This is a genomic window from Rosenbergiella metrosideri, from assembly GCF_022602565.1.
Classification (GTDB): domain Bacteria; phylum Pseudomonadota; class Gammaproteobacteria; order Enterobacterales; family Enterobacteriaceae; genus Rosenbergiella; species Rosenbergiella metrosideri.
The window spans coordinates 60,264-78,592 of sequence record NZ_JALBCV010000003.1; the positions used below are offsets into that span (position 1 = coordinate 60,264).

The 18,329-nt window shown below is 46.7% G+C and carries 16 protein-coding genes and 1 other annotated feature; of the genes, 4 read left to right on the plus strand and 12 right to left on the minus strand.

Going from position 1 to position 18,329, the window contains the following annotated elements; all coding sequences use genetic code 11:
* Nucleotides 1-47: 47 nt before the first annotated feature.
* From dnaK to tal, 4 genes are all read right to left on the minus strand, one after another.
* Entirely contained in the window at nt 48-1,955 is a 1,908-nt protein-coding gene (gene dnaK, locus MKR94_RS04795) for a molecular chaperone DnaK (RefSeq protein ID WP_241645729.1), read from the minus strand.
* Between the two features lie 165 nt (nt 1,956-2,120).
* Nucleotides 2,121-3,413 (minus strand): MFS transporter, encoded by a 1,293-nt coding sequence (locus MKR94_RS04800; RefSeq protein ID WP_241645732.1) that lies wholly within the window; start codon nt 3,411-3,413, stop codon nt 2,121-2,123.
* Nucleotides 3,414-3,499: 86 nt separating this feature from the next.
* On the minus strand, nt 3,500-4,087 hold the full coding sequence (gene mog, locus MKR94_RS04805; RefSeq protein ID WP_241645735.1) for a molybdopterin adenylyltransferase: 588 nt from the start codon (nt 4,085-4,087) through the stop codon (nt 3,500-3,502).
* Nucleotides 4,088-4,140: 53 nt separating this feature from the next.
* Nucleotides 4,141-5,094, minus strand: coding sequence for a transaldolase (gene tal, locus MKR94_RS04810; RefSeq protein WP_241645737.1), 954 nt, complete (start codon nt 5,092-5,094; stop codon nt 4,141-4,143).
* Nucleotides 5,095-5,357: 263 nt separating this feature from the next.
* Between tal and yaaA the strand changes: the two genes are divergently transcribed.
* Nucleotides 5,358-6,131: a peroxide stress protein YaaA gene (yaaA, locus tag MKR94_RS04815; RefSeq protein ID WP_241645740.1), complete on the plus strand. Its 774-nt coding sequence runs from the start codon at nt 5,358-5,360 to the stop codon at nt 6,129-6,131.
* Between the two features lie 32 nt (nt 6,132-6,163).
* Here the strand turns inward: yaaA and thrC are convergent, their stop codons facing one another.
* The 4 genes from thrC to MKR94_RS04835 all read right to left on the minus strand — a co-directional run bounded on the left by thrC (nt 6,164) and on the right by MKR94_RS04835 (nt 11,905).
* Nucleotides 6,164-7,462: a threonine synthase gene (gene thrC / locus MKR94_RS04820; RefSeq protein WP_241645743.1), complete on the minus strand. Its 1,299-nt coding sequence runs from the start codon at nt 7,460-7,462 to the stop codon at nt 6,164-6,166.
* 3 nt (nt 7,463-7,465) lie between these two features.
* Nucleotides 7,466-8,395 carry a homoserine kinase gene (thrB, locus tag MKR94_RS04825; RefSeq protein ID WP_241645745.1) on the minus strand — a complete coding sequence of 310 codons (930 nt, stop codon included), beginning with the start codon at nt 8,393-8,395 and terminating at the stop codon, nt 7,466-7,468.
* A 2-nt stretch (nt 8,396-8,397) separates the two neighbouring features.
* Nucleotides 8,398-10,860, minus strand: a complete 2,463-nt coding sequence (gene thrA, locus MKR94_RS04830) for a bifunctional aspartate kinase/homoserine dehydrogenase I (RefSeq protein WP_241645748.1) — start codon at nt 10,858-10,860, stop codon at nt 8,398-8,400.
* Nucleotides 10,861-10,886: 26 nt separating this feature from the next.
* Nucleotides 10,887-11,008, minus strand: a sequence feature (Thr leader region).
* A 210-nt stretch (nt 11,009-11,218) separates the two neighbouring features.
* Nucleotides 11,219-11,905 carry a tRNA/rRNA methyltransferase gene (locus tag MKR94_RS04835; RefSeq protein ID WP_241645750.1) on the minus strand — a complete coding sequence of 229 codons (687 nt, stop codon included), beginning with the start codon at nt 11,903-11,905 and terminating at the stop codon, nt 11,219-11,221.
* A 556-nt stretch (nt 11,906-12,461) separates the two neighbouring features.
* Here MKR94_RS04835 and arcA point away from each other — a divergent pair.
* Nucleotides 12,462-13,178: a two-component system response regulator ArcA gene (gene arcA / locus MKR94_RS04840; protein WP_241645753.1), complete on the plus strand. Its 717-nt coding sequence runs from the start codon at nt 12,462-12,464 to the stop codon at nt 13,176-13,178.
* Between the two features lie 43 nt (nt 13,179-13,221).
* On the opposite strand, the gene creA is transcribed toward arcA, so the two are convergent.
* On the minus strand, nt 13,222-13,719 hold the full coding sequence (gene creA / locus MKR94_RS04845; protein WP_241645757.1) for a protein CreA: 498 nt from the start codon (nt 13,717-13,719) through the stop codon (nt 13,222-13,224).
* Nucleotides 13,720-13,926: 207 nt separating this feature from the next.
* Between creA and robA the strand changes: the two genes are divergently transcribed.
* Nucleotides 13,927-14,793 carry an MDR efflux pump AcrAB transcriptional activator RobA gene (robA, locus tag MKR94_RS04850; RefSeq protein ID WP_241645760.1) on the plus strand — a complete coding sequence of 289 codons (867 nt, stop codon included), beginning with the start codon at nt 13,927-13,929 and terminating at the stop codon, nt 14,791-14,793.
* Between the two features lie 33 nt (nt 14,794-14,826).
* Here the strand turns inward: robA and gpmB are convergent, their stop codons facing one another.
* Nucleotides 14,827-15,474, minus strand: coding sequence for a 2,3-diphosphoglycerate-dependent phosphoglycerate mutase GpmB (gpmB, locus tag MKR94_RS04855; RefSeq protein ID WP_241645763.1), 648 nt, complete (start codon nt 15,472-15,474; stop codon nt 14,827-14,829).
* 53 nt (nt 15,475-15,527) lie between these two features.
* Here gpmB and yjjX point away from each other — a divergent pair, with 53 nt between their 5' ends.
* The gene (gene yjjX, locus MKR94_RS04860) at nt 15,528-16,055 is read left to right on the plus strand and encodes an inosine/xanthosine triphosphatase (protein ID WP_241645765.1); all 528 of its coding nucleotides are present in this window, start codon (nt 15,528-15,530) and stop codon (nt 16,053-16,055) included.
* Here yjjX and trpR read toward each other — a convergent pair.
* Entirely contained in the window at nt 16,000-16,344 is a 345-nt protein-coding gene (trpR, locus tag MKR94_RS04865; RefSeq protein WP_241646006.1) for a trp operon repressor, read from the minus strand. The two genes, yjjX and trpR, sit on opposite strands and share 56 nt — an antisense overlap.
* A 40-nt stretch (nt 16,345-16,384) precedes the next feature.
* Nucleotides 16,385-18,304, minus strand: a complete 1,920-nt coding sequence (sltY, locus tag MKR94_RS04870; protein WP_241645766.1) for a murein transglycosylase — start codon at nt 18,302-18,304, stop codon at nt 16,385-16,387.
* Nucleotides 18,305-18,329 lie beyond the last annotated feature (25 nt).

Sequence of the window (18,329 nt, forward strand, 5' to 3'; positions counted from 1 at the left end):
GCTGGTTAGCAATACAGATTTACCGTATTGAGCCCGGTCATGGGCAATTATTTTTTGTCTTTGACTTCTTCGAACTCAGCATCAACGGCATCGTTGTCTTGCTGAGCAGCACCTTCGGCTTGGCCTGATTGAGCTTGCTGTTGTTGCTGAGCCAGTTCCATCAGTTTGCCTGATACTTCACCTAAGGCTTGGATCTTCGCTTCGATCTCAGCTTTATCTTCACCGCGCAGTGCTGTTTCCAGCTCAGTCAGTGCAGTGTCGATAGGCGCTTTGTCGTCTGCAGACAGTTTGTCACCTGCTTCTTCCAATTGCTTACGAGTGCTGTGAACGATCTGGTCACCTTGGTTGCGAGTCTGTACTAGCTCCTCGAACTTACGGTCAGATTCAGCGTTCGCTTCTGCATCACGGACCATTTTTTCGACTTCTTCATCGTTCAGACCAGAAGAGGCTTTAATGGTAATTTTTTGCTCTTTTCCGCTATTCTTATCTTTAGCAGAAACGTGCAGGATACCATCCGCATCGATGTCAAAGGTTACTTCGATTTGTGGCATACCACGCGGTGCTGCTTGGATACCATCTAGGTTGAACTGGCCAAGTGACTTGTTATCACTTGAACGCTTACGCTCACCTTGCAGCACATGAATGGTTACCGCAGATTGGTTATCTTCTGCAGTAGAGAACACTTGGCTGTGCTTAGTTGGGATCGTGGTATTTTTGCTGATCAGTGAGGTCATCACGCCGCCCATTGTCTCGATACCCAGAGATAATGGCGTAACATCCAGCAATAATACGTCTTTAACGTCACCCGCTAAGACACCACCTTGTACTGCTGCACCGACGGCAACGGCTTCGTCTGGGTTCACGTCTTTACGTGGTTCTTTACCAAAGAAATCTTTAACCTTGCTTTGAACCAGTGGCATACGTGTTTGACCACCAACCAAGATGACATCATTGATATCTGAAACAGACAGACCAGCATCTTGCAGTGCAATTTTTAACGGCTCAATAGAGCGAGCAACCAAATCTTCAACTAAAGATTCTAATTTCGCACGAGTTACTTTTAAGTTTAAGTGCTTAGGACCTGTCGCATCAGCGGTGATGTATGGCAGGTTAACGTCAGTTTGTTGTGCAGAGGAAAGCTCGATTTTTGCTTTCTCAGCCGCTTCTTTCAGACGTTGCATCGCTAACGGATCGTTGTGCAGATCGATGCCTTGCTCTTTCTTAAACTCAGCAACTAAATAGTTGATCATACGGCTATCGAAATCTTCACCACCTAAGTGAGTATCACCATTGGTCGCTAATACTTCGAAAGTTTTTTCACCTTCAACTTCGTCGATCTCGATGATTGAGATATCAAAAGTACCACCACCTAAGTCGTAAACCGCGATAGTACGGTTACCTTCACCTTTATCTAAGCCATACGCCAGCGCTGCGGCAGTCGGTTCGTTGATGATACGCTTAACTTCTAATCCTGCGATACGGCCGGCATCTTTGGTTGCTTGACGTTGCGCATCGTTGAAGTATGCCGGTACGGTGATAACCGCTTCAGTCACTGGCTCACCCAAATAGTCTTCAGCTGTTTTCTTCATCTTCTTCAGAACTTCAGCAGAGATTTGTGGTGGTGCCATTTTTTGGCCCTTCACGTCTAACCATGCATCGCCGTTATCGGCAGACACGATTTGGTAAGGCATGATTTTCAGGTCACGCTGTACTTCTTCGTCTTGGAAACGACGTCCGATTAAGCGCTTAATTGCAAATAAAGTATTTTGCGGGTTGGTGACTGCTTGGCGCTTAGCAGGTTGACCCACTAAGGTTTCACCGTCTTGCGCATAAGCAATAATTGATGGAGTGGTACGATCACCCTCTGCGTTCTCTAATACGCGCGCTTTCGCGCCGTCCATGATGGCAACACATGAGTTGGTTGTACCAAGGTCAATACCAATAATCTTACCCATTATAAACATCTCCCACGTAAATTCTGTTTTGTTCGGTTATAAACTATAGATGCGGTCTATTGAGTGATTTTCAAGACGTCGATCTCAGTTTTTTTCGTTGATAACGTTCGATAGTTACCAGATGGGGGCGGTTTACCAAGCATCAAGGGATACACTAAAAAAAATTTACTTTTTTTTCGAAAAATCCTGCTGTCCACCTCTAAAAATAAGACAACCAACGATAACAGCGCCACAAAGGGCGAGTAGATACAGTGCTGGGAGTTGTCGGTTGTAGGGCATCAGTAAGGTAATGAATAACGGCATCAGCCCGCCAAATACGGCATAACCAAGATTATAGGCAGTCGCTAACCCGGTGAATCTGACTTGAGGGGGGAAAACCGTCACCATCAGCGAGGGTATGATGCCCAACACGCCAAGCATCAGCCCGACCATGCCATAAGCGAAAAAGAATTGAGAGGGGGCGACGTTCAGGCAGTAAAAGAGCCACAATACCGCTGCCGCGAGCAGCACACAGCCGACTAATAAACTGCGCCTCATCCCCCATTTATCGGCTGCCATCCCCCCTCCGATGCAGCCGAGCATCAGCATACAGGTTGCGAGGGTATTCGCCTGTAGGCTGTCAGCCGCTGAAATACCAAACCATTTTTGAAACAATACAGGTGCCATCAGGATTAATACAATAATGGCCGCAGCTAATAGCCAAGTCAGAAGGGTCGAGAAAATGAGAGCCGGACGATAAGAGAGTAAAAGGGTTTTGATCGGTAAAAATGTTTGGCTACGCTGCTGTTGCATCGCCAAAAAAACCGGCGTTTCGTGCAACCAACGCCGAAGAAACATGCCCATCAAACCGAATCCCCCTCCTATTAGAAAAGCGATTCGCCATCCTATGTCGGCCAATACCCCTACTGGTAGCAAATAAGTGAGCCCCTGCGTAATCAGTGAGCCAAGGATAATACCGAGAGTGAGTCCACTAGTAAGCAGACCACAGGCTACACCCACCCGTGAATGAGGAACATGCTCAGATACAAATACCCATGCACCAGGAACCTCCCCGCCGATGGCGGCTCCTTGCAGGATCCGCAACAGTAACATTATGATCGGCGCGGCAACCCCTATTGATGCGTAATCGGGCTGTAGCCCCATCACTGTCGTGGGCAGTGCCATCATTAAAATACTTAGCGTGAAGGTTTTCTTACGGCCTAATTTATCGCCGTAATGGGCGAGGATAACACCGCCTAATGGTCGGGCGAGATAGCCTGCAGCGAACAGTGCGTAGGTTTGCAGCTGGCGTAACCAGTCAGGAAGGTCGGCAGGGAAAAAACGCTCCCCGATAACCAGTGCGAAAAACGCAAAGACAACAAAATCGTAGAACTCTAATGCCCCGCCTACGGCAGCTAAAGTAAGTGTTTTAATATCGTTTCGCGTTAGGGGTCGCGGGGAAATGGTGGGTTGCTGCATGAACGAAGCCTCTCCATGACTGGGGTAAGCCTCGACTATATCTGGATGACTTCATTAATAGAATTAACGATTGTAAAATCAGTCCCTCAAGCCTCCGGGGGACGTCGAGCACTTTTCGGGCGAAACGAATCGACTACCGTTTTATCGGTGTCCAACCATGGGTTATCTAAAAGTTGTAGACAATACGCGACACTCGCGAAGATTCCCGTAACGCGAATATTTCCCTGTTCATCCCTCACGCCTTCAAGAGTTTCTTTTATGGATTTAGGTTGACCGGGAAGGTTGAGGATTAGCGCTTGCCCACGGATTACGCCGACTTGTCGAGAAAGTATTGCCGTCGGGACATAATGTAAGCTGATTTGGCGCATCTGCTCGCCAAACCCAGGCATTACCCTGTCGGCAACCGCTAAGGTCGCATCCGGTGTGACATCCCGTAATGCGGGGCCGGTGCCTCCTGTCGTCAACACTAAGTGACACCCTTGCTGATCAACCAACTCACATAATGTCTGTTCGATAAGGGCTTGTTCGTCAGCAATAAGCCGCTGCTCAAGATGATAAGGGGTTGTGATCGCCTGTTCCAACCATTCGGCTAAGGCGGGTAAACCTTTATCGGGATAAATACCTTGCGAGGCGCGATCGGAGACGGAGACAATACCAATACGTAGTGGGGTCATAACAATTCTTTAATAGGAAGAAAACCGCGGCCGATGGGCCGCGGAGAGGAAGATTACAGCAGTTCTTCGATCATTTTTTCTAATTTGCCTTGGTCTACCGCAAAGTTACGGATGCCTTCAGCAAGTTTTGCAACGGCCATTGGGTCTTGGTTATGTTCCCAATAGAACTCAGCTTCAGTCATTTTTTCAGGACGTGCTTTAGTTTCACCGCTGTAACTCAGTTTACGTTCTAACTCGCCTTCAGACTCGTGCAGCTCTTTGAGTAGCGCAGGTGAAATGGTCAGGCGATCACAACCGGCTAATTCAATAATTTCGCCTACATTACGGAAGCTAGCACCCATTACAACGGTTTCATAACCGTGCTGTTTGTAATAGTTATAGATTTCAGTAACGGAGACCACACCTGGATCTTCTTGCGGTGCATACTCTTTCTTATCAGTATTCGCTTTGTACCAGTCTAGGATACGGCCAACGAATGGAGAGATGAGGTAGGCCCCCGCTTCAGCGCAGGCACGTGCTTGTGCGAAGGAGAATAACAGGGTCAGGTTACAGTTGATGCCTTCTTTTTCTAACTGCTCAGCAGCACGGATACCCTGCCAAGTTGACGCCAGCTTAATCAGTACGCGATCGTTACTGATGCCTGCATCGTTGTATAACTTGATCAGGCTACGAGCTTTCGCCAAGCTGGCTTCGGTATCGTAAGAAAGACGTGCATCAACTTCAGTTGAGATACGGCCAGGAACTAACTTCAGGATTTCAAGACCGATGTTCACATTCAGACGGTCTGAAGTCAGAGCAATTTGCTCATCGCGATCATTACTTTGTTTACGAGCCCACTCGATCGCTTCGTCAATCAGGCGGCGGTACTCAGGAATTTTCGCTGCGTTCAGAATCAATGAAGGATTGGTGGTTGCATCTTGTGGCTTGTAAAGCTTCATCGCTTCAATATCGCCAGTATCGGCTACAACGGTTGTCAATTTACGCAGTGATGTGAGTTTGTCGGTCATATTTTGCTTCTCTTCTGTTTGACAGTAAGTGTTAAAAGCCTGTTTCGATGATATCACGCGCGCTCAGACACGCAAGCGCAGGGAGAAAGTAAGTCTCGTTATCCGCAGGAATAAACAAGAATGCTCGTTTTCTAAAATAAAATAGTACTGATAATACTTACCATAGCTTGTTCGTATCAGAGCCATTTGTCGATTTGTGCAACTTATTTGTTACACTTGCAGAATATTGTCACCTGACACCGATACAGACTGAGGATCTCATTATGCTAATGCTTATTTCTCCGGCTAAAACGCTGGACTACGAATCGCCGGTTCCGGTTTCAGATTATACCCAGCCGGAGCTGCTCAACGCTTCTCAGCAATTAATTAATATCACGAAAAAACTTTCACCCGCCGAGATTGCTTCTCTGATGAAGATTAGCGATAAACTTTCACATTTAAACGCCGACCGCTTTAATCAATGGTCGACCCCCTTTTCCACCGATAATGCACGCCAAGCATTATTCGCCTTTAAAGGCGATGTTTATACTGGCCTGCAGGCGGATCAACTCTCGCCTGACGCTATCGATTTTGCACAGCAACATTTAAGAATGCTGTCAGGACTGTACGGTGTATTACGTCCCTTGGATTTGATGCAACCTTACCGGTTAGAAATGGGGATAAAACTTGCAAATCCAGCGGGGAAAGACCTCTACGCATTTTGGGGAGAGACCATTACCCAGCAACTCAATCAACATATCGAAGCACAACGCGAGAAGTGGGTGATCAACTTAGCCTCTGATGAGTATTTCAAAGCGGTTGACCCGACAAAGTTGAAAGCGAAACTGATTAAGCCTGTTTTCCTTGACGAGAAGAACGGAAAATTTAAGGTGATCAGTTTCTACGCTAAGAAAGCGCGTGGGATGATGTGCCGATTTATCATCGAAAACAAGATCACTCAGCCAGAGAAATTAACTGAATTTGATAAGGAAGGCTATTTTTACGACGCCCAGCGTAGCACGGAAAATGAATGGGTATTTTGCCGCCACGAAGTCTAGTAAAAAGGCGGACTCTCGTCCGCCTTGACCTGTTATGATTTACTGACGCTCTCTAATAAGATGCGACGTAATTCAGGGAAATCAGAGCCAATAGTCTTGGATAATAAAGGTAAATCGGCACGCTCTGCGAGAGGCTGTGGAAGAGGTAAGGTTTCTCCTAAGATTTCTTCGACACTCTCTTTGAATTTCGCAGGATGTGCCGTACCGAGGAATAAGCCGTACTCCCCTTCCTGAAGCTGTTCGGTCAGTACTTGCCAAGCGATAGCGGCATGTGGCTCAGACACATAGCCTTGGCTGGCAAGTGAGCGAACTGCTGCGCGCGTTTGTTCGTCGTTCAGTGCGCCGTAGCCGAGAGAGTTAAGCTGCCAATTTTTACGGCGGAACAGTTCTTCAACCCGTGGCCAGTTATTCGGTTGGCTAACATCCATTGCGTTCGACAAAGTGGCAACCGTTTTGTACGGTGTCCACTGTCCCGATGCTAAGAAGCGCGGCACGGTATCATTGGCATTCGTCGCCGCAATGAAACGTTTAATCGGTAAGCCCATGGCTTTAGCGATTAAGCCCGCTGTTAAGTCACCGAAGTTACCACTTGGCACGGAAATAACGAGTTGGTTACGTTTCTCTTGCGGTAACTGAGCAACGGCTTCGAAGTAATAACACACTTGCGCAAGCAGACGGCTTATATTGATAGAGTTAGCCGAGTTAAGACCAATCGCATTTTTCAATTCGACATCGTCGAACGCTTGTTTCACTAAGCTTTGACAAGCATCGAAATCATCTGCCACTGCCAAGGTGGTAATATTCCCACCAAGTGTACAGAACAGTTTCTCTTGTAGGGGACTGATTTTACCCTCTGGGTAAAGGATCACGACATTAATATTTTCCATACCGTAAAAAGCATGGGCCACTGCCGCGCCGGTATCACCTGAGGTTGCCGTAAGGATAGTAATTTTTTCCTCAGGCTTTTTCGATAACGCCAAAACCTGTGCCATAAAACGGCCACCGAAGTCTTTAAACGCTAAGGTTGGGCCATGGAATAATTCTAGGCTGGCGACGTTGTCAGAAACAGCTTTAACGGGCGCAGGAAAAGCAAATGCGGCACCTACACGTTGCAACAGTTCTTCTTCGGAAATTTCTTCTCCGATGAGTGCCGATAAAATCTTACTACTACGCGTCACAAAGTCGAGTGTTAGCCACTCTTCGATAACGGTGGGGTCAATTTCAGGCAGTTCATGCGGAAAAAAGAGCCCTTGTTGCGATCCTAATCCCTGCTTGACTGCCTGAGTGAAACTAACCTGCTCATTGTGATCTTTTAGATTGTAGAGTTTCATCATTTATCCCAGTTTACGTGCGCCGGCAGTATCCAGTCGGCAAATATGGACAAAACCTTCATCATTTTGCAGATAATGGTTAACGAGTTGTTCTTTGACTTGCTCTGCTGCCGTTAAGGTATCACAGATAGCGAAAAGTGTTGGTCCCGAACCTGAAATACCACAAGCCAATGCTCCGGCGGTGAATGAGCGTTCACGTGCCTGCGCGAATCCAGGGAGTAGTTGAGTTCTGTAAGGTTCTGCGACGATATCTTGCATCATGGCAATCGCCAGCTTTGCTTGTCGAGAGTGACAAGCATGAATGAAGCCCCCCAGTAAACGACCATGACGAACGATATCGGCTTTCGTGTAATGCGATGGCAGAATGGCACGAGCCTCTGCGGTAGATACCTTGATACCAGGATAGGCCATGACCCAGTACCATTCGTCGAAGGCGGGTACAGATTGTGAAATAATCCCCTGCTCTTCCAACATCAGTTGTAGGCCACCTAAATAGCAAGGGGCAACATTGTCATAATGTACGCTACCGGAGATACGCCCCTCTAGCTCACCCATCAATAATAATAACTGATGCTCAGAGAGGGGATTCCCGGCAAACTCATTCATAGCGACCAGCGCGGCAACCACTGAGCAGGCACTGGAACCTAGACCAGAACCGACAGGCATATTTTTCTCTAAAGTCATCGCTACCGGAATCGTTTTACCCACCGTTTCACAGAAAAGTTTCCAGCACTGGTAAACGATATTTTGCTCAGGATCGCTAGGGAGCTTATTTACAAAGCGTCCTAATGTCGTCAAGGAATAGGTGTCTGCCTGTTCAACCGTCACGCAATCGCCGAGTAACGAACCATCAATCGGTGAGACTGCCGCGCCGAGAACATCAAAGCCGACACTGACGTTACCAATTGAGGCTGGTGCGTAGATTTTTACCATGCTCATACTCCCAACTTCCATGACAGGGTTCTTAATAGATCAGCAAAGACACCAGCCGCTGTAACATCGTTTCCTGCACCATAGCCACGAAGAACTAATGGGATTGGCTGATAGTAACGCGTATAAAAGGCTAAGGCATTTTCGCCATTCTTCACTTTATGTAACGGATCGTTGGCATCGACTTCGCTTAAGGCGACTCGGCATTTGCCTAACTCATCAATTGACCCGATAAAACGTAACACTTTTCCATTAGCCTGCGCTTGGGTGTAGCGTGTCATAAAGAGGTCATCGAGCTCAGGTAACTGCTGCATAAAGCTGTCTGCATCAGGCAGGTCGAGGAAACGCTGCGGAAGTACAGGCTCAATGTCGATATCGGAGAGCTCTAAGGATAATCCGGCCTCACGGGCCAAGATGAGTAGTTTACGTGCGACATCCATTCCTGATAGATCATCGCGTGGGTCCGGTTCGGTATAACCTAACTCGCGGGCCAGCCCTGTTGCTTCTGAAAGGCTCATCCCTTCGTCGAGCTTCCCAAAAATAAAGGAGAGCGAACCAGAGAGAATGCCATTAAATGCGACAAGTTCATCGCCCGCATTTAACAGGTTTTGCAAGTTCTCAATAACCGGTAATCCCGCACCAACGTTAGTATCGTAAAGGAATTTACGGCGCGATTTCTCTGCAGCCAGACGTAATTCTTGATAGTACTTCCAGCTGGAAGTGTTGGCTTTCTTATTCGGGGTGACGACATGGAAACCTTGCTTCAAGAAATCCGCGTAAAGGTCAGCCATCGTCTGGCTCGATGTACAGTCAATAATGACTGGGTTAAGTAAGTAATACTCTTTCGCCAGTTCAGTCAGATACTCTAGCGAAAAGTGCTGCTCAGCCTCTGGAAGATCTGCCTGCCAAGTGGTCAAATCAATACCATTCACTTTGGTTAACATTTTACTGGAATTAGCGATACCGCAAACCCGAAGATCGATATGCTTCTTCTTCAACCAGCTTTGTTGGCGTTCTAATTGTTCCAATAACGCTGTCCCTACCCCCCCTACACCAATTACGAAGACTTCGAGTACTTGGTCTGTCGCAAATAGCATCTGGTGAACCGCCCGCACACCGGTGGTAGCACTATCATTACTGACGACGGCTGAGATAGAACGTTCCGAAGAGCCTTGCGCTATGGCGACAATATTGATGTTGGCCCGCGCAAGCGCGGAGAAGAATTTAGCAGAGATCCCGCGCAGGGTACGCATGCCATCACCGACAACAGAGATAATGGCTAATTTTTCGGTGACATCGATAGGATCGAGTAGCCCTTCTTTGAGCTCCAGTACAAATTCATCTTCTAAAGCACGACGTGCATGCAACATTTCTGCTTGAGGTACGCAAAAACTAATACTGTATTCGGAAGAAGATTGAGTAATAAGGACTACAGAGATAAACTTACGCGACATCACGGCAAATACTCGTGCCGCCATACCCACCATGCCTTTCATACCCGGACCAGAGACACTGAACATCGCCATATTATTAAGGTTAGTAATTCCCTTAACTGGGGTTTTATCTTCCCCCCCTTGGGCAGAAATACGGGTGCCAGGCGCTTGAGGGTTAGCCGTGTTCTTGATCACGCAAGGAATTTGGAATTGGGCGATAGGTGAAATGGTGCGTGGGTGGAGAACTTTAGCACCGAAATAGCTAAGCTCCATCGCCTCTTGATAAGACATCGATTTTAATAAACGCGCATCGGGAACTTGGCGAGGATCACAGGTATAAACACCGTCCACATCTGTCCAAATTTCACAACAATCGGCACGTAAACAGGCTGCAAGCACTGCCGCCGAGTAATCAGAGCCATTGCGCCCCAGCACAACAAGCTCACCCGCTTCATTGCCTGCGGTAAACCCAGCCATCAGGATATAATGAGTCTGCGGGATTTCACGTGCGGCAATACGGCGCGTGGACTCGGCAATATCGACGGTAGATTCTAAATAATGTCCTTGGGCGAGAAGGTTTTCAACCGGGTTGATAACGCTCACTGAATGACCGCGCGCGACCAAAAGGGCCTGCATAATAGCGATCGAGAGTTTCTCTCCACGACAAATGATCCCAGCATTAATACTGTCTGGACACTGTTGTAAAAGACTAATCCCTAACAAAACTTGTTCAAGTTGCGCGAACTCTTGTTGCACAACAAACTGCATGGCCGCTAAATCAAAAGAAGGTTCTGCGGCAGCCAGCCCATTTAATAATTCGTCAAAAATACGGCGTGCATCCGCGAGGTTTTCACGAGTCTCTTGACCAACAATCGTTTTTTCAATGAGGGCAACTAAGTGATTTGTAATTTTTGCCGGGGCAGACAGAATAGTCGCAACTTGTTCCTGTTGTCCATTACTCTCGATGATCTCAGCTACACGAAGAAAACGTTCGGCATTGGCAACTGAGGTTCCACCAAATTTCAGTACACGCATGGGGCTCTAGCTCCTGAATATAGTTCAAAAAAAAAGCCCGCACCTGAATAGGGTGCGGGCTTTTCTATCTTTCCTGTTATGCGTCAGCCCGCACCATTACCTGTTGTAATAGTGGTAATTGTAATAATGGTGATGTTCAGGCTGGTTGTACGCATTTTTTCTCTATTTGTCTGTCTGTCTTAAAATCTGTCGCTAACAGAAGTAAAGCAAACTGCACGCCAAGTCAACGTATTTATTCCTGAAAGGATACCCAGCGTTTAAGCAGAGATGCTTCAAAATTGCATAGGATTTAGCTGATGCATGGCAACAGGGGCAAATAACAAGATCAGTCCCTGCGATATAGACCATAGACAGAATTTTATTTTGCGAGCTTTTTTTCGATATCTTGGACTAATCGATGCAACATCGCGGTATCTCGCTTTTGAGCAAATCCTAAGCGTTGCTCGATCCACTCCACCAATTTTTGGTCATCACTCACCTCAAGGCTATCCAATAATTGCGAAATTCGTTGGCGCAACGCCAATAACTGCTGTGAGGGCTCGCTCGATGAGCTAACCTGAGGTTCCAGATTCAACACGGAAAGTTGATAACAAAATACCATTACCGCTTGCCCCAAATTCAGAGAAGGATAATCGACGGCCATAGGGATGCCTGTCAGCAAATCAACACAATCGAGGTCGGCATTACTCAGACCACTCTCTTCGCAGCCGAACACCAGCGCAAAACGGCTCATCCATTCACGCTTCTCGCGTAACTGTTCCAAAACCTCTGTCGGCGTAGCGTAATAACGGAATTTAGCGCGGCTACGGGCCGTGGTCGCGATAGAAAAATCAATATCAGCTAAAGCGTCTTGTAACGTTGCAAACGTTTCAGCGTTATCCAAAATCTCTGTCGCCCCATGCGCCGTCCAGTGAGCCGCAGGCTCGCGGTGAACTTGGCTATTCACTATTCTTAATTGCGTGAACCCCATGGTTTTCATGGCACGAGCGGCTGCTCCTACGTTCTCTGCACGGGCAGGCGCCACTAAAATAATCGGAAAAAACATGCATACACCTTCGGTTCTAAGCGAGCCGCTATCATAGACTGCCCGATTTACCTTGGCTAGTCGCGATGCATTGCCACGACAAGACAGGAGAATGTTAATTTTTTTTTCACAAATATCCCCTATGGTGCTAACGCAACAGGAATCGGTACCATGTAAGCAACATCAAGAAATGTGAGGTTTTTTTTAATAACATTTATCAGAAGTGACTGATTATAATGGTAAAGGAAAACGAAATAGTCATTTTTCATACAACTGTTAACGTGCTACACTTAGGTTTGATATAAGTCAACGAAGCACATTTATTTGCTTCCTGAATGTTATTGACGCTGTTAGCTGAGTGTTAAAGGCGTTAGGATAGGTTAATACCCTATTGGCTGACTAAACATAAAACTCAAAGATCAAAGTTATTAGCTTATTAATGTAATCGTCCGTGCTAAAAATCAAAATATCGAAACCAGTACGTCATCGCCCAGCATTAATTGATTTAACTTACTCTACATAACATCAGCGCTGTGGCCTTGTATCAATTTCGTTGGCAAATTTTAGGTAGCAAAACATGCAGATCCCACAAATTCTTATCGTCGAAGATGAGTTAGTCACCCGTAATACCCTCAAGAGTATCTTTGAGGCGGAGGGTTATACCGTTTACGAAGCAACCGATGGTGCTGAAATGCACCGCGCCTTGACTGAGCACACTGTTAACTTGGTGATTATGGATATCAATCTACCAGGTAAGAACGGTCTACTTCTCGCTCGTGAACTCCGCGAACAACAAAGCGTTGCACTCATGTTCCTGACCGGACGTGATAACGAAGTCGATAAAATTCTTGGGCTAGAGATCGGTGCCGATGATTACATCACCAAACCGTTCAACCCTCGTGAACTGACTATCCGTGCACGGAACCTGTTATCCCGGACAATGAATCTTGCGCCAAGCCAAGAAGAACAAAAGCACGTTGAAAACTATCGCTTCAACGGCTGGGTGTTAGATATCAATAGTCGTTCACTGGTTAGCCCTCAAGGCGAGCAATATAAATTGCCACGCAGTGAATTCAGAGCCATGCTTCATTTCTGTGAAAATCCGGGAAAAATTCAGCCGCGGGCGGAATTGCTTAAGAAAATGACAGGCCGTGATCTGAAACCTCACGACCGCACCGTCGACGTTACGATTCGTCGTATTCGTAAGCATTTCGAATCGATGCCGGGTACGCCAGAAATTATCGCGACCATTCACGGTGAAGGCTATCGTTTCTGCGGTGATATTGAAGAGTAACCCCTAGATTAATTAAGCCCAGAATTTCTGGGCTTTTTTTCGGTTAGTGCCAAGGCATAATCGGCACAGCACTTAGCGCGTTTTTCGGTGAACCTTCGACTACCTTGTCTGAATAAGCGAGGTAGACTAAAGCATTCCTTTTCTGATCATAAAAACGGTTGACCTGTAATTTCTTAAAAATTAACGAGGTTCTTTGTTTAAATACCGTTTCCCCATCGGTCTTACCGGCTTTGATATTTTCTGGAACGTCAATTGGCCCGACTTGATGACAGGAAATGGCAGCATCCGCCGTGTCCTCCGCCAACCCTAGGCTTCCTTTAATTCCCCCAGTCTTAGCTCGGCTTAAGTAACAAGTAACGTTACTGATTTCAGGATCATCAAAGGCCTCAATCACTATTTTATGGTTGGCTCCAATTATTTTAAACTTTGTATCCACCGAACCAATTTCCTCACTGTGAGCGAGGTGCGGTATTGCAGCGGCTAATAAAAGTGTAAACGCGCTAATACGTTTGAAAAAAGAAGCTGAATGATGAATTTTCATGAACCTAAAATACCTCGAATCCCGTTAAATTAAGTAACTTAAAGTGATAATACCCTAAGGTTATTTTTTTATAAGTTAAAAATTTTATATGTAAATATTGATATTAATAGGACCATTAATCTTAGGCAATAGATTCAGAAAATTGAAATCTAGCGTATAATAGTCCGCCTAAAAGGCTTAACCTGCCAATGGATAAGGGGATTTAATATGGATCAAGCTGGAATTATCAGAGATTTATTGGTGTGGTTAGAAAGTCATTTAGACCAACCTTTATCACTCGATAATGTTGCCCACAAAGCTGGCTATTCAAAATGGCATTTACAGCGGATGTTCAAAAATATCACGGGTCACGCAATCGGTGCTTATATTCGTTCACGACGCCTTTCTAAAGCCGCGGTGGCATTAAGATTAACAGGTAGGCCTATTTTAGATATTGCCCTACAGTATCGTTTTGATTCACAACAGACTTTTACGCGTGCATTTAAAAAGCAATTTAATCAGACCCCTGCAAGCTATCGTAGGGCATTAGATTGGTCATCGTTCGGATTGCGCCCTCCCATTCGTATGGGTGCCTTTTCGATGCCGCAACCCACTATGGTGACTCTACCAGAAACAACACTTTACGGTTATACGCAAAGTTATACCTGTACGCTTGAGCAGATCTCAAACTTTCGGGCAGAAATGCGTAAACATTTCTGGCAGCTCTTTCTACGAAATGCCAAAGACACTGTTCCCGAAATGGTGTATGGGCTACATCAAGTGCGTAGCAGTACAGAAAAAGAGGATGAGCAAGAAATTCTTTACACCACTGCTATTGCTGATGGCCATTTCGCCAAAAGCCTCGAATCAGTTGAAGAGATTACGTTGGAAGGTGGCGATTATGTGCAATTCAGTTACGATGGGCTAAAAGAAGGGTTACAAGATTTTATTCTAGTGCTGTATAGCACTTGTATGCCAACCTTGAACTTAACGCGTCGTTCAGGACAGGACATTGAACGCTTTTACACACCACAGGGCTTTACCACCGCAGATATCCGCTGTGATTACCTGATTCCGATTCGAAAAAATGCGTGACGAATATTCTCCCGGTCTATACCGGGAGATGCGCTACGCTTTGAGTTCGTCTAATGCTGGGGCGCTAAGATGAGCAATGTCTCCAGTACTCTCGACAATCCACCCCTCTGCAAGCCAGGAACTCGACTGATAGTCAACTCGAGACACTGAACAGTTACGCAGCCGTAGGCGTCTTTCCGCCCATGCGGGTAACCCCAACAATGTTCCGAGCAAGCATCCTAGAGCAATACCGTGACTAATTAACAGAGGCTTACTTCCCACTGGCAGCGAACGCGTCGCATCAAGCGCGTCACGCATACGTTGAGCGAGCTCTTCCATACTCTCCCCTTGTGGGATTCGCCCACTGGGGTCGCCATTAAGCAACGATTTTCGCCACTGTTCTTCATCCTGATCAAGACTCATGAGCACTCTTCCTTCCAGCATCCCCATATTGATTTCGCGTAACCGCGAATCGGTCACTACCGGACAACCACAATACTCAGCAATGATAGCTGCTGTATGCTGTGTTCGCCCCAAATCACTTGCGATAATATGGGTTATGCCAGCATGTTGAAGCCGTAATCCCGTTTGTTTAGCTTGTTGTATCCCCTGCTCAGTGAGCGCGCTATCACTTTGTCCTTGAATACGTTGTTCGGTGTTCCACAACGTTTCTCCATGACGAACCAGCAAAACTTGTTGCATAACCCTTTCCATTATATGATCGAAAACAAATCTATTACCTTTGAGCTACCATTATGTATCATGTTGTCGTAGCAACCCGCAACCCAGCTAAAATCTTAGCCGTCACTGAAGCTTGTAAAGCCGTTTTCCACGATAAACTTATTGACGTTGAAGGCATCGATGTCGCCAGCGGCGTTTCAGCGCAACCTTTGACCGATCGAGAAACCTGGCAAGGCGCAGACAATCGGTTATCTGCCGCGAAGCAAGCATATCCTAACGCAATGTTATGGGTATCGATTGAAGCAGGTATCGAAAAAAATCAGGCTTTTGCTTGGATCATTGCTGAAAGCCCCACTCAACGCAGCGAATCGCGTTCCGCAAGCTTTATGTTGCCCGACTCCCTCGTCACTGCGTTACAGGAAGGTGCCGAACTCGGCCCGCTCATGTCAACGTTGACCGGTATTGATAATATTAAACATAAAGGAGGCGCGATTGGAGCCATCACTTCAGGCCTGTTAACGCGCTCGTCAGTCTATCAACAAGCGATTATTTTGGCGTTGAGTCCTCTGGTCCACCCTTTTTATGTAGAAGCTGCTCAGTAAGCCAGTGGCGTAATTCAGGAGAAGCCGATTTTAATCCGTTAGATCCACGGGTGATTGTCGCAATCCCAACGCCTAACTGCTCTTTAAGCTGCCGTTGGCTTAACTGGCTTCGAAGCAACTCTTCAATGATACAAAGGCGTGTTGCGTAAGCTTGCCGCTCATCAGACGTAAGCATCAGATTAAGAAGCGCTTCACCCTGCCCTGAAGAGAAGGCTTTCGCCAGTAATTCGATAAAGCGAGTCCAGTCTAGCTCTGCAAGCGGGGTCTCTTGGTGAATAGTCATCAGCATGGCTTCCGTACTCATTAACGAGTACGGAAGCATAGCATACTCAGTAACGTCGATTCCACTCACTGTCTGCGAAGATTTTATCGGGTGAACCCAATAAATAACGGTAATAAGCGTCGTATGACAGAACGTTTTTTACGTAATTTCTGGTTTCTGAGAAAGGGATCGTTTCGATAAAGGCGACAGGATCCAATCGCCCTTGGCTGGCCGATAACCAACGATTTATCCTACCTGGTCCCGCGTTATAGGCGCCTGCCGCTAAGATCCGATTGTTATCAAATTGCCGGTAAACATAATCTAAATATTGCATACCAATCTGAATATTCATCTCAGGATCAAGCAGTTGACTACTGTTACTGTAGTCGGAGATCTCATACATTTTTACCGTATGGGTAGCCGTTCCCGGCATAATCTGCATTAAACCTGTGGCACCCACTGGCGATTGAATTTTAGGGTTCCACGCACTCTCCTGTCTGGAGATTGCCATCGCGAAGGTGGTTGGAATCGCTTTACCGGAAGCATACCGTTTGAAATAAGTCTGCCAAGCTATCGGGAAGCGCTCTTTAAGACTGTTCCACATTTTCGCTGTAATCGTTGCTTGTACGCTAAGATCCCACCAATCTTGAGAATTCGCATAGCTCGCCAGCATCTGCTGTTGGCTCACACTTTTGCTACGGATTAAACTTGCCCACTCGCTACGCGCTAGGTTATCAAGATTCCAATACATCAGCTCGCGAATCCTCGCTATTTCAGGCCCCTCAGTCACTGAGCTATCGGCTTCAGGCGCTTTATCCACTTGTAATGAATAATCTTCCCCTAAACGCTGTGCCGCGACCATGGCATAAAAGCCGCGTTGGCGCATTAGCTGATGCAGTATCTCATCGGCTTCGGATTTCCGCCCTCTTTCGAGTAGTAAATCTGCCTGCCAATATTGCCATTCATCTTTCTGTTTCGCTTCGACCGGCAAACGGGCAATCCACGTGTTCAAACCACGGCGATCATTTTGACTGAGGGCGAGTCGGATACGTCTTTCGAGTAATGTTTCGGACTCACTGTCCATCACCACTTCATCACGCCAGCTTTGTTGCTGTGACGTTGTATCGGTCGACATCAATTGCCAGGCGACTGCCTCTTTCAACGCTTGGGTGTCAGTCTCGTCCATTTTTTGTGCAGAGACCAACTGCGGAATCATCGATTGTGCTTGGTCGGTGTTATCACGCGCCAAGCGGTTGAACGCAAGAAGAGTCATTTTGCGGCTAAAATCGGTCGGTGAAACGCTTTGAGCAAAAGTTAAAACTCCCTGCGAAGAGCTCTGGAGCGCCTTCAACGCGGTACTCAGCGTATCGTAGTCTGAAGGTAACTGAGCAATAAGTTGGTTAGTGAGACGATCATTCCCAGCTTTAAAAGAGAGCAACAGACGCGTAAGAATCTGGTCGGCACTAAAGTCACCACTATTTTGCCATGCGGTGAAGAGTCGATCACATCCTGTAGGCAATGAACGACCTGTCATCCAGATAGAACGCGCCCCTTGCCAAGCAAGATGTTGATGACCCGTAGCATAGTTGGCGTAGTACCAATTACACTTAGCTTGTGCAGTTTGCGGCTCTTGCGGGCTAAAACTGAGTAAACCTTGCCAATCATCACGTCGAGCAAGCTCACTGACAAATTGATTTTTCAGACTCTTGGCCGCCGGCAAGGTAGGGTAACGATTAACAAAATTGTTGATGCCCAGCGCCGTATCTTGGCTGAGATCTTGGGAAAGCTGGCGATATTCTAGATAAGGGTAAAGTGGATAATCTTGTAGCGTTGGCATCAATTGTGCCACCACATCCATTTGCTTAGCATCCCAAGCTTGACGTATTTGGCTATAGCGCTGGCGCTGCTCTTGTAATGAGTCGGCAAACGCCGCGCAACTCACGGTGGTAAGACATACTCCTGCTACCCAATGCTTCCAATCTGCCACGTGTTACCCCTTATCGACGCTATAG